Here is a 12,903-nt window from a genome sequence, read left to right on the forward strand (position 1 = left end):
TGACCATCAGATCAGGTCGATTTCACAACCCGACCTGATCGTACGCTGATCCTTGGACTGGCCTCGTCAGTTTCCCTGGTTTCTTTCTGCCAATCGTTCCAGATTTACGACCGTAGACAGCATGAGCCTGTCGTGGCTCCACCCATCGGCTTGGCGCACGGATGCTGAACCGAAGGCCAGAACCCCAACAAATACCAATGCGCATCCGCAAACCATAGCATTGAACGGACGGTACCGTCGCGGGGCATCGGACAGGGCAAGAACCCGTTGCCGAAGCACGCGTTTGGCCCGGCCGCCACTGACCAGCGCAACGTTGAGAACATGGGCGCCATCGCGGGAAACGATCCGACCGCAATAGTTCAGCAGGCAGTTAGCATAGTCAGAAGCATTCAGGCGGCGCCTGGAGACGATAGACTGATCGCACCCGAGCTCTCGCAGGCGCTCGAAATCGTATTTCAGGGCGATATAGGCGGGGTTCCAGAACAAAAGCGGGCGTAGTAGTTCCAGCATCAACTGCCACTCCACATCTCCGGCGCGTACATGCTGAAACTCGTGTGCAATTGCGAAACGCAGTTCCTCTGGCTTGTCGAGGAGATAGGTGGGCAGCACCACATGCCGCCGCCAGAGGCCACGCACGGCGAATGGCACCGAAATTCGGTCCGACAGGCGGATATCAACCTTGGCGGAACGCCGCCACAGAAAGCTTGAGTTGACCGTTTCGCGGACCCGGATCGCCGCATATGCAACGCGCAAGACCAATCCGGTCGCCCCAACTGCCAACATTGCCAGGACCAATGTTGCACTGAGGGAGCCGCCATTCAGGACATTTTCTGCCCAACGTTCCCGTGCATTCAACAGGCTTTCGAATTGGGTCGCGGGCAGGGCAATGTCCCCGCGCAAAAAGGCGGCAACCGCTATATCACCAAGGGCGACAGGTCGGCCCGGAAGCGCAAATTCAAACATTTCGGACAGTCCGATCGCAAGTATCGGGCTTAACACGATGCACAGCAACAGTGCCTTGAGCACACGCAACTGAGCAAAATATGCAAAGCGAAGAGACGTGAGTTTCATAGCGAAACGTACCCCAAGCCAGACCAACAAAGACAAAACGATGATCAGATTGAGCTCGAGATACACATCGAGAACCGGTTTAACTGCTGTCATTTTGCAGTCTCCTTTCTACCAGTGCCCGAATTTCCTCAAGATCGGTTTCCGTCAGTCCCGCATCATCGACCAAACGTGCCACCAGCGTGGCGGGCGTGTCATCGAACAATGTGCGGGACAGGTTCTGAAGCGACCGCGCCTGATACCTGTCTTTTTCCAGAAGCGGTTTGTAGATCAACGTCTTGCCATCCTTACGGCTTTCGACAAATCCTTTCTCGTCAAGAATGCGTAGGATGGTCGCGCCGGATGTATAGGCCAGATTACGCTCAGGCGGCAGTTGATCAAGAACGTCACGGACCGAGCCCTCACCAAGGGCCCAGAGTTCGTTCATGAACTCAAGCTCCACCTCGGTCAGCAGATTGGATGTCTTTTTCTTTCGCATCAGTCCCGGTGTCGCCGTTTCTTAGTATGCCTGCCAGACAAGCATCGTTTTGTTATTTCTCAAAGCTTAAACTTTCCGGAACACGAAAATGCCCCAGCCGATGGACAGGAAAAGCGGCGTCCAAACCGGTTGACCCATCAGCCCGAGCCAGGCAAGGAAGATGTACGCCGAACCCAGAAGGGTAATGAACAGGCGATCCCCAAGCGTTGTGGTCAGGCCCAGAACACCCCGTCGTTCGATACCGTCCCGGTACTTTAACCCCTCAAGGATGCCGATCAGGGCGATAGCCGAAAAGATGCCGACGAACACCGCCAGCGTTGCGGGCGTCCAGGCCATCCAGAAATCGGGCCACAAAGGGGCGGTCCAAGAGAAACCTTTTTCCTCCTGCTGACCGACGCTTCCCCAACCGGCCTGCTGGGCAAAAGCGGTAGTTGGCAGAAAGGGAAGGGCGAGAAGAAGTTTGCGCATATTGAACCTCACACACGTCCCATCGCGAAACCGCGCGCGATGTAGTTGCGGACAAACCAGATGACAATGGCTCCGGGGATGATGGTCAGGGTTCCGGCGGCGGCCAGCAACCCAAGTTCGTACCCGGCACTGGAGGCTGTCCGTGTCATCACGGCCGCGATGGGTTTGGCCTCGACCGCGGTCAGTGTTTTGGCCAGCAACATTTCGACCCACGAGAACATGAAACAGAAGAACGCGGCCACGCCCACACCCGCTTTGATATTGGGCAGGAAGATTGTCACGAAAAAACGCGGGAAAGAATAGCCGTCGACGTAAGCTGTTTCGTCCAACTCTTTAGGGATGCCGCGCATGAAGCCTTCGAGAATCCACACAGCCAATGGCACGTTGAACAGCGTATGCGCCAAAGCCACAGCCAGATAGGTGTCGAACAGTTGGATCGAAGAGTAGAGCTGAAAGAACGGCAGCGCGAACACCGCTGCCGGGGCCATCCGATTGGTCAGCAGCCAGAAGAACAACTGCTTGTCACCCAAAAACCGATAGCGCGAAAACGCATAGGCTGCAGGCAGCGCTACACAAACCGAAAGTACTGTGTTCAGCGTCACATAGGTAATCGAGTTGATGTAACCCCAGTACCATGTCGGGTCGGTGAATATGGTGATATAGTTATCTAACGTAAAGGTCTGGGGAAACAGGGAAAACCCCGAAAGGATCTCGTTTGTGGTTTTGAAGGACATCGCCACCAGCCAATAGATCGGCAGCATTAAGAACGCGATATAGAGGATTGGGATAAGGGAACGCTTTTTCATGGCGCATCATCCTTCGTCATCAGAGTGTAGAATACCCAGGAAACCAGTAGTGTGATGGCGAAGTAAATCAGGCTCATCGCGGCGGCGGGGCCAAGATCGAATTGTCCCAGCGCTATTTTCACAAGGTCGATCGACAGCAGTGTGGTCGAATTTCCGGGACCTCCACCTGTTAAAACAAAGGGTTCCGTATAGATGTTAAAGCTGTCCATGAAGCGCAGCAGAACGGCGATGGTCAGAACCGTTTTCATCTTCGGCAGCTGGATATAGCGGAACACAGACCACGGGCTGGCACCGTCGATCTTGGCAGCCTGATAATAGGCGTCCGGGATCGATACGAGCCCCGCATAGCACAGCAGAACGACCAGAGAGGTCCAATGCCAGACGTCCATGACTACGACAGTGATCCACGCCGAAATCGGCTGTTGCGTCATGTCATAGTTGATACCCAGAACGTCATTCAGAAAGTATCCCAGCAGACCAATCTGGGGCAGGGTGAAGATGTTCCACATCGAACCGACGACATTCCACGGTATCAGCATTGGCAGGGCCATCAGCACCAGGCAGACCGGTACCCAGAAGCCTTTGCGAGGCATCGACAACGCCACGATGATGCCCAGCGGTACCTCGATCATCAAGATCAGCGCGGTGAACAGGAACTGCCGTCCCAATGCGGCCTGAAACCGGTCGGACCGCAGGATTTGCTCGAACCAACCCAGGCCTTCCCAGAAGAACTGGTTGTTGCCGAAGGTTTCCTGCACCGAATAATTCACTACTGTCATCATCGGGATCAGAGCGTTGAAGGCCACCAGCGCCAGCACCGGCAGGACAAAGAACCATGCTTTTTGGTTTTCCGTTCTCATTACGCCCGCTCCTCGGTAGCGATCCAGCCGTCGCGGTAGACGCGAGATTGTTCAGGTTTGAATTGCAGGAAGATCTGCGAACCCGGCTCGGGAACGTTGTGTTCGGTAACGGCCTTCAGAGCTGTGTTGCCAACCATCGCGCTGACCACGTAGTGGCGGCCGATATCCGAAACCTTGGTGACATGTGCAGGTATCCCGGTGTTGCCAAAGCCCACATATTCGGGTCGTATGCCCAGATCGGTGCGGCCTCCTGCACCGGTGGTAGGACCCTCTAGCATCACGTCGTGCCCTTCGAATATGGCGCGGTCACCTTTTGCCTCGCAAGGCAGTACATTCATGCCGGGTGAGCCGATGAAGTGACCGACGAAAGTGTGCTGAGGCCGCTCGAACAGCTCAACGGGGGTGCCGATCTGCACCACTTCGCCTTCTTGCATCACTACAACCTCATCGGCAAATGTCAGCGCCTCGGTCTGGTCATGGGTCACGTAGATCATCGTGGCTTTGACACGCTGGTGCAGCTCTTTCAGCTTGGATCGCAGTTTCCATTTCAGGTGAGGGTCAATCACCGTCAGCGGTTCATCAAACATCACCGCATTCACGTCGTCACGCACCAGACCGCGACCCATCGAAATCTTCTGTTTGTTGTCCGGGCTCAGACCAGACGCCTTGGTTCTCAGCATATCCGTGACGTCCAGCATCTCGGCGATCTCATCAACGCGGCGCTTGATGGTGGCGGCATCGACGCCCCGGTTTTTCAACGGAAAAGCCAGGTTTTCACCCACGGTCATCGTGTCGTAAATCACCGGAAACTGGAACACCTGCGCGATGTTGCGCTGATCTGGGGGCAAGGCGGTGACGTCTTGGCCGTCGAATAGAATCTGCCCCTCAGAGGGCATCAGCAGGCCTGAGATGATGTTCAACAACGTGGATTTGCCGCAACCTGACGGTCCGAGCAGCGCATAGGCTCCACCGTCACGCCAGGTCACGTCGATTTCCTTTAGCGCATAATCTTCCGGGCTTTTCGGAGTCGGAAAATAACTGTGGCGAAGGTTGGAAAGTTTGATCTGTGCCATGTCAGGCCACCCTTTTGCCATCTTGGCTGAAATACCGGCAATGGGCCGGGTTCATATAGAAACTGTGATCCTCGCCGACCTGATAGGCGTGCACACCGGAAGCAAGCGAGACCCAGGCGTCCTCGCCGTGTTGGAAATGCGCGCTGGAATCTGAGCCTGATAATTCAGTTACGATCACCCGGCCTGTCAGTTCCACGTCAGCCTCCGAGGTGCGGTAGGGTGTCACGCGATGCGGGCGCACAGCAACCGTGTATTCACCATCGGCCATGCCTGTGACGGTCCAGCCGCCTCCGCCCACCAGCTGCGCCTGAGCGCCAGAAACCGAGATATGTGCCACGTTTATAGGCGGGTCCGAGAACACGCGCGCGGCGGCGATGTTTTCTGGATTGCGGTAGATGCTGGAGGTTGGGCCGAATTGGGTGACGCGGCCATCTTCCATCAAGGCGGTGTAACCACCCAACAACAGGGCTTCTTCGGGTTCCGAGGTGGCATAAACCACAACAGCACCGCGGCCGGCGAACAAATCGGGCAATTGCTCACGCAGTTCTTCGCGCAACTTGTAATCCAGATTGGCCAGCGGCTCATCAAGAAACACGGCGCAACTTTCCTTCGCAATCGCGCGGGCGAGTGCGGTGCGTTGTTGCTGTCCACCAGACAGTTCGTGCGGGCGGCGGTGCAGCATCGGTCGCAGTTGCAATAGGTCTGCGGCCTCTTCGACGCGACCTTCGACCTCGCTTTTCGCCATACCAGCCACGCGCAGGGGTGAGGCGATGTTGTCGAACACGGTCATATGTGGGTAGTTCACGAAGAACTGATGCACCAGGCTGATCTGCCGCTTTTGCGTGTTCAGCCGGGTCACATCCTGTCCGTCCATCAGGACCTTGCCCGAAGCGATCGGATCCAGCCCGGCCATCATTTTGATCAGAGAAGTTTTGCCTGATCCGGTTGCGCCCAGCAGCACGTTGAAATGCCCGGTTTGCAGCGTCAGGTTTGTCGGTTTGATGTGGTTGACGTTACCGACCCGTTTGGTCGCGTCCTGAAGTTCGATCATCAGAATGTCTCGAGGGAATTGAGGGTAAGCCGGGCTTAAGCCCGGCCTACGTTGTCGTTGTTACTGAGACTGCCAGCGCTGAACCAGTTCGTCATAGTTGACGGTCTGGCCTTGCGGCTTTTCGTTCTCAAGCTTGGCCTTGGGCGAACCCTCTTGTTCCAGCCAGAAAGAGGCATCCTGAGGCTCGTTCAGGCGGGGACCACAGCCACCGTAGACACCGGCGCTTTCATCCGCGGCCTGCATGCGGCCCATGGTGATGTCCATCTCTTCGGCCAGACGATCCATCGCCTCTTGCGGGGTGAAGGCACCCGAGTTCACGTCACCAATCTGCTGCCACCAGATCTGGGCCAGCTTCGGATAGTCCGGTACGTTGATGCCGGTCGGTGACCATGCCACACGGTCAGGTGAGCGGTAGAACTCGACCAGGCCACCCAGTTTGGGTGCGCGTTCCGTGAACGACTCGTGGTTGACCGAGCTGTCGCGGATGAAGGTCAGACCCACATGGGACTTCTTCACATCAACAGTTTTGGAGGTCACGAATTGAGCATATAGCCAGGCCGCCTGAGCACGATCTGCAGGCGTCGATTTCAGGAAGGTCCAGGACCCCACATCCTGATAGCCAACCTTCTGGCCATCTTCCCAATAAGGGCCGTGCGGGCTGGGTGCCATCCGCCACAGCGGCGTACCTTCGTCATCAACGGTGTTGTTGCCTTCGGACTTCGGCTTCACCATGTCAGCGGTAAAGGCGGTGTACCAGAATATCTGCTGGGCCACGTTGCCCTGGCTGAGCGCCGGCAGCGACTGGTAGAAGTCATAAGAAGCCGCACCCGGAGGCGCATAGTTCCGCAGCCACTCGTCCCACTTGCGGATCGCATAGACCGCAGCCGGACCGTTCGCAGCACCACCGCGTGACACCGAAGCACCAACAGGGTTACAGGTGCCTGCTTCCATGCGGATGCCCCATTCGTCGACGGGGATACCGTTCGGCTCGCCCTTGTCGCCAGCGCCGGCCATAGACAGCCAGGCGTCGGTCATGCGCCAACCAAGGTCAGGCGCACGCTTGCCATAATCCATGTGGCCATAGATTGCAGTGCCGTCGACTTCTTTCACGTCATTGGTAAAGAAATCGGCGATGTCTTCATACGCGGACCAGTTGACCGGAACGCCCAGATCATAGCCATACTTCTCTTTGAACGCCGCCTTGTTGGCTTCGTCATCGAACCAGTCCTTGCGGAACCAATAGAGGTTCGCGAACTGCTGATCAGGCAGCTGGTACAGCTTGCCGTCTGGACCGGTGGTGAACTGAATACCCATGAAGTCATCCAGATCCAGCGTCGGCGAAGTCGTGCCCGCCCAATCACCGCCCATCATATCGGTCAGCGGATAGGCCAATTGCAGACGTGAATGAGTACCGATCAGGTCGCTGTCATTGACATAGCCGTCATACAAGTTTCGACCTGTTTGCAACTGTGTTTGAACGGCCTGGACCACTTCGCCCTCACCAAGGATCTGATGATTGACCTTGATGCCGGTGATTTCCTCGAACGCTTTGGTCAGAACCTCGGATTCGTAAGAATGTGTCGGAATGCCTTCGGACAGGACGTTGATTTCCATGCCAGCATAAGGCTGTGCAGCGTCGATGAACCATTGCATCTCGGCCATCTGTTCGTCTTTCGACAGGGTTGATGGCTGGAATTCGTCGTCGATCCAACGTTGTGCTGCGGCTTCGTCGGCCCAAACGGGACCGTGCCCCGCAATGACGGCAGCCGCCGCCACTGCGGAAAGTAGATGTCTCCGCATCTCTTTCCTCCCAAAAATTTTGCTTGCCCGGTGGTAACCGGATGGAGATTACCATCAGCGATTTGCCGCCGTTCTGTCAAACTAAAAATTTAGTATTAGAGTTAGCCTTTGAAAACAAAGCACTTAATGACCGCAGCGTACCTATGGCTGCACCCTCGATCGTTCGACCGAGGAACGGACTCGATTTGTGGACAATGACATTTGCAATGAGATCATGGGGCAAGGCGTTTGGTGAAACATTTGCGGTTGCGAAAGTGCCATTGTCGAATTCTCATTGACCTGGCGCAAAGCGATGCCGCGTAGTTTGAATTAGTCTGGCGAGATGCAAATGAGGCGAAACCGGTGCCGGTAACCAATAAATCTCTACTGATCAAAATCACCGAGAAAGAGTTTGGAAAGCTACTCAAACTTATTGGTGATCTGGATGCACACGTTGCGATGAAAAGGCGAGAAGATGAGATATCGATCAAGGATGTGATCGCCCATCGCGCGCACTGGATTGATCTGTTTCTGGGATGGTATGCGGATGGTCTTGCTGGCAACGATGTCTGTTTTCCAGCTAAGGGTTACAAATGGAATGAACTGAAACACTACAATGCGGATCTGAGGGAATCTCAGTCCGGACTTGAGTGGCCCGCTGCGGTGACCCTGTTAGAGGATGGCTATCAGAAACTGATTGAGTTTATTCAAAATACTTCGAATGTTGCGTTGTATGGCGCACCCATGAAGGGTGCAAAAAATGCCTGGACGACTGGTCGTTGGGCTGAGGCCGCCGGGGCAAGCCACTTTCGCTCGGCGTCAAAGTACATTCGATCTGTGCTCAGGGCCTCGACTAGCTGCACGGTGTCCGCCGACCAGGGTTGAGCCACAAGGACTTTAACATTGACGTACCCCGCGATCTCGGGCAGTCAGACTCAGATGGTTCCCGATGGTACGCCCACGGGATGAAAAGGGAATACGGTGAGGTTCGCTAGCGCGCGCCAAGTCCGCAACTGCCCCCGCAACTGTAAGCGGTGAGCGAGGCCAAACAGCCACTGATCTGGAGGATCGGGAAGGTTGGCCGAGCTGCGACCCGCAAGTCAGGAGACCTGCCATCAGATGTTCAACCAACCCAGGGCGGGGCGTCCTGGAAGGAGGCTTTGATGACACGTTTTGCAAGTGTTCACATGACCGACAGCTTCCGCTTGCGCTTGGAAACAGGCGGGGTGGAAAATGCAAGATATGGCTGATCATTTCATCCTTGTCTGCGAAAGCTGCATTGGCGGGCAGACGACTGATGACATGCGCAATGCGCTGGCTGACAAGCTCCCTAGCGGTTTTGTAATCCGCACCGCGTCCTGTATGGCCGGTTGTGACCATCCAAGAACAGTCGGGTTTCAGGCAATTGGCAAGGCGCAGTACCTGTTTGGCGACATCCAGACTGCGCATGAGGTGCAGGCCTTGGCCGAGTTTGCGATGCAATACCGCCAAAGCCCGGACGGGTGGACGAACGCTACCGATCGCCCTCGGGCGTTGATCAATAAGACTCTCTCACGTATGCCGCGGATCGAGAACGGGGTCAGGTTATGACAACGCCAAGCTTTCTGGTCGCCGAAGACCTTGAATACTTTGCGCTCAACGGGGATGTCCTGTTGCAAGACGTGTCGTTCGAATTGGCTGAGGGATCCATCCTTGCCATTGCTGGTCCGAACGGGGCAGGAAAAACAACCCTCCTGAATTTGTTATGCGGTGCCGAGACGCTGGCTCTGGGTGATGTTCTGGTCAAGGGGCACAGCCTCAAACGGCTTTCTGCAAAGGAACGCGCACGGATCATAGCGGTGGTCGGTCAACAGGAACTGCCTGATGGGCGTTTGGCATTGCGGGATTATGTGGCCTTGGGACAGATACCCATCCGCGCGGACCGTTCGGCCGACGCCCACGCCAAAGAGCTGAACCGGATTATGGATCTGACCAGCCTGGCCGCCCTGGCGGATAAACGGATGGCTCAGCTGTCCGGAGGTGAGCGTCAGCGTGCCCATATCGCACGGGCTCTGGCGCAGAATCCATCCCTGCTGTTTCTGGATGAACCGACCAATCATCTGGACCCGGACGCAAAGGGACGAATGCTGTCTCTGGTTGCCGAACTTGGCATCACCGTCGTGATGATCGTCCACGATCTGGTCATGATCCCCGAATTCGCTACCCATGTTGCACTGATGAAATCCACCCGTGTGACCGGCTTTGGCCGCGTGGACGAGGTGCTGACACCCGAACGGGTGCGCGAAACATTTGGTGTTGACTACCTCTGCTTTCACCACGAGGGCCGTGTAATCCCGGCGCTGGATATTCGAAGAACTACAGTTTCAACTTAACCAAAGGAACACTCTGAAATGAAACACATCTGGTCCGTGGCGCTGCTTACAGCCATGGCGAGCAGCGCTGCTGCGCAAGAGTTGACGGTCGACAATTGCGGCGAACCGCTGGTTTTTGAAACGCTGCCCGAGCGTCTGGTCGTGCATGACATGAACATGACCGATATGGTCTTTGCCCTGGGCTTGCAGGACAAGGTTATCGGCCTGACCGGCATCACCGGATGGTATAAGACCAGCCCCGAATTCGATACGTTGCGCGGTGATATCCCTGAGCTTGCGCCCAAATACCCTACGGTTGAAAATCTGGTGGCGGTCGAGCCCGATCTGTTCTTTGCGGGCTGGTATTACGGCATGAAGCCCGGTGGCGATGTGACGCCGGATACGCTTGAGCCGTTCGGTATCAAGACCATGGTTCTGACCGAAAGCTGCGTGCATCTGGATAAAGATCGCCCCGAGGCCAGCATGAACCTGCTGTTTGACGACATGCTGAGGCTGGGCAAAGTCATGCAGGTCGAAGACAAGGCCGAGGCGCTGGTGAATGGCTGGAAAGAAGAACTGGCTGTACTCGAAGCTCAGACAACCGATCTGGCTAAGCCGCGTGTATTCTTGTTGGATGGCCCGGCGGATGCTCCGTTTACGGCTGGCAAGTTTGCCATTCCCGACGCGATGATTGCTGCCGCCGGTGGCGAGAATGTAACCCACGATATGGACACAAGCTGGGGCCGCACCTCGTGGGAGGTCGTTGCTGCATCCAACCCCGAATTCCTGGTTCTTCTGGATTATCAGACAGGCAATGGCGCCGAGGATACCTTCAAGTTCCTGCAGGAACATCCCGTCATGTCGCAGACAGATGCGGTCAAAAACGAGCGCTGGATCGGGTTGCGCTACGAAGAGCTGACACCGGGACCGGCAAATATCGAAGCCATCTCGAAGATGGCTCAAGCGATGCATCCGGGTCTGAACTGATATGGGCCGATTGGGCCTGACACTCTTGCTGGGGGCGGTCGTTCTGGCCGCCCTTTTGCTGGTTTCGACGATCTATGGCACGACCTCGATCCCGTTATCCGAAACTCTCACCGCGATAATGCGAGGTTCGGGTCTGGATGACGGAGAGATGTCGCCCCTGCATCGGATTGTGTTCGACCTCCGGCTACCGCGCGCGCTGTTTGCCGCCGTTATCGGTGCCGGGCTTGGTATCGTCGGAGTGGTACTGCAAACCACGACACGCAACGATCTTGCTGATCCATTCCTCTTCGGCCTGTCTTCCGGCGCCGCGGCCGGGGCTGTATTCGTCATTACTGTGACGGGTGATATTCTTGGGTTCTGGACCCTGCCATTGGCTGCCTTTTGCGGCGGGCTAGTCGCCTCGGGCATTGTGCTGGCTTTGGTCCACGGATTGCGCACAAGCGCACCCGAGAAGCTTATCCTTGCGGGCCTTGCGGTTTCGTTCCTGTTCTCCGCTATTACCAACTATCTGATTTTCGCTGGCGACAGCCGCGCTGCCCACTCGGTTATCTTCTGGATGTTGGGCGGTTTGGGGCTGGCCCGCTGGGAAACATTCCCGCTTGTCTGCGTCGGGTTGCTGCTGATCCTGAGTTATTCGCTGTATCGCAGCCGCTGGCTGGATGCGTTGTTGACCGGGGACCTGACCGCTGCCACTTTGGGTGTCCCGGTTCAGGGCCTGCGGTTTAGCATGTTCTTCACCGCAGCGCTGGCGACGGCGGTGTTCGTTTCGGTGGCCGGTGTGATCGGCTTTGTTGGCCTGATGGTGCCTCACATTGCGCGTGGGATCGCTGGCCCCTTGCATAAGCACCTGCTGCCGACTGCGGCAATCGTTGGCGCAGCCTTGTTGACTGGTTCCGATATCATAAGCAGGCTTCTGCTTGCGCCGCAGGAATTGCCGGTCGGGATTGTCACCACCTCGATCGGGTCGGTGTTCGTATTTCTGCTTCTGTTCAGAACGGCAAAAAAACGGCGATAGGATCATGGCTCTGGCTTTGATCCGCGCCCTATGATTTCAGTGCAGGTCAGGTGCAAACTGCCATCAGATATTCCCATCCGCCGCCTCACCCAGCCACTTGAAGACAAGCTTCGCGCGGTCGGATGATGTATTGTGCAGCTTTACGTAAAAGTCCAACTGCGATGAGATGGTCTGCGGCAACAACTGAACAAGTTTACCAGAGGCGATCAGTCCCGAAGTCAAACCTTCCCACCCTAATACCGCGCCCATATCGTCCTGCGCGGCCTGAAGGGCGATCGTGTAATTATTAACCCGATGTGCAGAATTCAACGGACCATCATATCCCAGCTTGCGGGTCCATGCACGCCAGTCGGTCCAGCCGGTATCCGGGGCGTCGAGATGGATAAGAGGCACCTTTGCGATTTCCTCGACACGTCCAATGGGGTTGTGTTCGGCAAATCGGGGACTGCACAGAGCCATGATGTTGTCATGGAACAATGTTTTGAAAATTCCCGTTTCACGGCAGGTATCACCGTAATGAATGCTCAGATCGCATCTGGACGTATCGATACCGAGATCTGTTACAACCTGAGTCACCGAGACATGTCCGTATTGCTTCCAGAACTGGGCAAGGCGTGGAGTGAGCCAGAGCGAACTGACCGCTGTTGTCGAGCGGATGGTCACACCTTTCTGGTCATACCGGCGCCTCAACTGTCCAAGGGCTTCACTGATATCCTCGAACCCACGTTGAAGCGCAACAAGCAAATAGGCACCGCTTTCGGTCAGCTCCACGCCGCGGTGATGGCGCAGAAACAGTGTGCATTGCAATTCATTCTCCAGCGCCTTGACCTGATGGCTGATCGCGGCAGGCGTAACGTTGAGTTCTTCTGCTGCGGTCTTGAAGCTCACATGCCGGGCGGCAGCTTCGAAGCTAATCAGAGAGCTTACTGGCGGAAGGTCATATGGTCGGTTGGACAAGATGGTTTGA

The 12,903-nt window shown here is 56.1% G+C and carries 15 protein-coding genes and 1 riboswitch; of the genes, 6 read left to right on the top strand and 9 right to left on the bottom strand.

Translation table 11 applies throughout. The features are described from left to right. Positions 1 to 66 precede the first annotated feature (66 nt). The 8 genes from BLU89_RS09380 to BLU89_RS09415 form a co-directional block, all read right to left on the bottom strand. Entirely contained in the window at positions 67 to 1,164 is a 1,098-nt protein-coding gene (locus tag BLU89_RS09380; RefSeq protein WP_074736579.1) for a M56 family metallopeptidase, read from the bottom strand. Next, positions 1,151 to 1,546 carry a BlaI/MecI/CopY family transcriptional regulator gene (locus BLU89_RS09385; protein ID WP_074736580.1) on the bottom strand — a complete coding sequence of 132 codons (396 nt, stop codon included), beginning with the start codon at positions 1,544 to 1,546 and terminating at the stop codon, positions 1,151 to 1,153. Before BLU89_RS09385 ends, BLU89_RS09380 begins: the two co-directional genes overlap by 14 nt. A gap of 66 nt (positions 1,547 to 1,612) precedes the next feature. After that, positions 1,613 to 2,014 (bottom strand): DUF2160 domain-containing protein, encoded by a 402-nt coding sequence (locus BLU89_RS09390; protein ID WP_074736581.1) that lies wholly within the window; start codon positions 2,012 to 2,014, stop codon positions 1,613 to 1,615. An 8-nt stretch (positions 2,015 to 2,022) separates the two neighbouring features. Then, positions 2,023 to 2,820 (bottom strand): carbohydrate ABC transporter permease, encoded by a 798-nt coding sequence (locus tag BLU89_RS09395; protein ID WP_074736582.1) that lies wholly within the window; start codon positions 2,818 to 2,820, stop codon positions 2,023 to 2,025. Then, positions 2,817 to 3,680: a carbohydrate ABC transporter permease gene (locus tag BLU89_RS09400; protein WP_074736583.1), complete on the bottom strand. Its 864-nt coding sequence runs from the start codon at positions 3,678 to 3,680 to the stop codon at positions 2,817 to 2,819. The genes BLU89_RS09395 and BLU89_RS09400 overlap by 4 nt, the downstream gene beginning before the upstream one ends. Continuing rightward, positions 3,680 to 4,753: an ABC transporter ATP-binding protein gene (locus BLU89_RS09405; RefSeq protein WP_074736584.1), complete on the bottom strand. Its 1,074-nt coding sequence runs from the start codon at positions 4,751 to 4,753 to the stop codon at positions 3,680 to 3,682. The genes BLU89_RS09400 and BLU89_RS09405 overlap by 1 nt, the downstream gene beginning before the upstream one ends. A 1-nt stretch (position 4,754) precedes the next feature. Continuing rightward, positions 4,755 to 5,804: an ABC transporter ATP-binding protein gene (locus BLU89_RS09410; RefSeq protein ID WP_425441376.1), complete on the bottom strand. Its 1,050-nt coding sequence runs from the start codon at positions 5,802 to 5,804 to the stop codon at positions 4,755 to 4,757. A 60-nt stretch (positions 5,805 to 5,864) separates the two neighbouring features. After that, on the bottom strand, positions 5,865 to 7,604 hold the full coding sequence (locus tag BLU89_RS09415) for an ABC transporter substrate-binding protein (RefSeq protein WP_074736586.1): 1,740 nt from the start codon (positions 7,602 to 7,604) through the stop codon (positions 5,865 to 5,867). A 41-nt stretch (positions 7,605 to 7,645) separates the two neighbouring features. Between BLU89_RS09415 and BLU89_RS21245 the strand changes: the two genes are divergently transcribed. The 6 genes from BLU89_RS21245 (at position 7,646) to BLU89_RS09440 (ending at position 11,936) form a co-directional block, all read left to right on the top strand. Beyond that, positions 7,646 to 7,882, top strand: a complete 237-nt coding sequence (locus tag BLU89_RS21245; RefSeq protein ID WP_143030550.1) for a hypothetical protein — start codon at positions 7,646 to 7,648, stop codon at positions 7,880 to 7,882. 64 nt (positions 7,883 to 7,946) lie between these two features. Next, complete coding sequence (locus BLU89_RS09420; protein WP_074736587.1) at positions 7,947 to 8,468, top strand: ClbS/DfsB family four-helix bundle protein; 522 nt, start codon at positions 7,947 to 7,949, stop codon at positions 8,466 to 8,468. Positions 8,469 to 8,506: 38 nt separating this feature from the next. Continuing rightward, a riboswitch (cobalamin riboswitch) is annotated at positions 8,507 to 8,714 on the top strand. A gap of 102 nt (positions 8,715 to 8,816) precedes the next feature. After that, positions 8,817 to 9,173: a DUF1636 family protein gene (locus BLU89_RS09425; protein WP_074736588.1), complete on the top strand. Its 357-nt coding sequence runs from the start codon at positions 8,817 to 8,819 to the stop codon at positions 9,171 to 9,173. Then, complete coding sequence (locus tag BLU89_RS09430; protein ID WP_074736589.1) at positions 9,170 to 9,955, top strand: ABC transporter ATP-binding protein; 786 nt, start codon at positions 9,170 to 9,172, stop codon at positions 9,953 to 9,955. The genes BLU89_RS09425 and BLU89_RS09430 overlap by 4 nt, the downstream gene beginning before the upstream one ends. Positions 9,956 to 9,973: 18 nt before the next feature. Next, the gene (locus BLU89_RS09435; RefSeq protein WP_074736590.1) at positions 9,974 to 10,921 is read left to right on the top strand and encodes an ABC transporter substrate-binding protein; all 948 of its coding nucleotides are present in this window, start codon (positions 9,974 to 9,976) and stop codon (positions 10,919 to 10,921) included. Between the two features lies 1 nt (position 10,922). Beyond that, positions 10,923 to 11,936: a FecCD family ABC transporter permease gene (locus BLU89_RS09440; RefSeq protein ID WP_074736591.1), complete on the top strand. Its 1,014-nt coding sequence runs from the start codon at positions 10,923 to 10,925 to the stop codon at positions 11,934 to 11,936. A 63-nt stretch (positions 11,937 to 11,999) separates the two neighbouring features. Here the strand turns inward: BLU89_RS09440 and BLU89_RS09445 are convergent, their stop codons facing one another. Continuing rightward, positions 12,000 to 12,893, bottom strand: a complete 894-nt coding sequence (locus BLU89_RS09445) for a LysR substrate-binding domain-containing protein (RefSeq protein WP_074736592.1) — start codon at positions 12,891 to 12,893, stop codon at positions 12,000 to 12,002. Between the last annotated feature and the right edge of the window lie 10 nt (positions 12,894 to 12,903).

The organism is Ruegeria halocynthiae, from assembly GCF_900106805.1.
Lineage (GTDB): Bacteria > Pseudomonadota > Alphaproteobacteria > Rhodobacterales > Rhodobacteraceae > Ruegeria > Ruegeria halocynthiae.

Excerpts from the sequence above, each read along its gene's own strand:
- BLU89_RS09380 (WP_074736579.1), bottom strand. The coding sequence starts at position 1,164 with ATGACAGCAGTTAAACCGGTTCTCGATGTGTATCTCGAGCTCAATCTG.
- BLU89_RS09385 (WP_074736580.1), bottom strand. The coding sequence starts at position 1,546 with ATGCGAAAGAAAAAGACATCCAATCTGCTGACCGAGGTGGAGCTTGAG.
- BLU89_RS09390 (WP_074736581.1), bottom strand. The coding sequence starts at position 2,014 with ATGCGCAAACTTCTTCTCGCCCTTCCCTTTCTGCCAACTACCGCTTTT.
- BLU89_RS09395 (WP_074736582.1), bottom strand. The coding sequence starts at position 2,820 with ATGAAAAAGCGTTCCCTTATCCCAATCCTCTATATCGCGTTCTTAATG.
- BLU89_RS09400 (WP_074736583.1), bottom strand. The coding sequence starts at position 3,680 with ATGAGAACGGAAAACCAAAAAGCATGGTTCTTTGTCCTGCCGGTGCTG.
- BLU89_RS09405 (WP_074736584.1), bottom strand. The coding sequence starts at position 4,753 with ATGGCACAGATCAAACTTTCCAACCTTCGCCACAGTTATTTTCCGACT.
- BLU89_RS09410 (WP_425441376.1), bottom strand. The coding sequence starts at position 5,804 with ATGATCGAACTTCAGGACGCGACCAAACGGGTCGGTAACGTCAACCAC.
- BLU89_RS09415 (WP_074736586.1), bottom strand. The coding sequence starts at position 7,604 with ATGCGGAGACATCTACTTTCCGCAGTGGCGGCGGCTGCCGTCATTGCG.
- BLU89_RS21245 (WP_143030550.1), top strand. The coding sequence starts at position 7,646 with ATGGAGATTACCATCAGCGATTTGCCGCCGTTCTGTCAAACTAAAAAT.
- BLU89_RS09425 (WP_074736588.1), top strand. The coding sequence starts at position 8,817 with ATGCAAGATATGGCTGATCATTTCATCCTTGTCTGCGAAAGCTGCATT.
- BLU89_RS09430 (WP_074736589.1), top strand. The coding sequence starts at position 9,170 with ATGACAACGCCAAGCTTTCTGGTCGCCGAAGACCTTGAATACTTTGCG.
- BLU89_RS09435 (WP_074736590.1), top strand. The coding sequence starts at position 9,974 with ATGAAACACATCTGGTCCGTGGCGCTGCTTACAGCCATGGCGAGCAGC.
- BLU89_RS09440 (WP_074736591.1), top strand. The coding sequence starts at position 10,923 with ATGGGCCGATTGGGCCTGACACTCTTGCTGGGGGCGGTCGTTCTGGCC.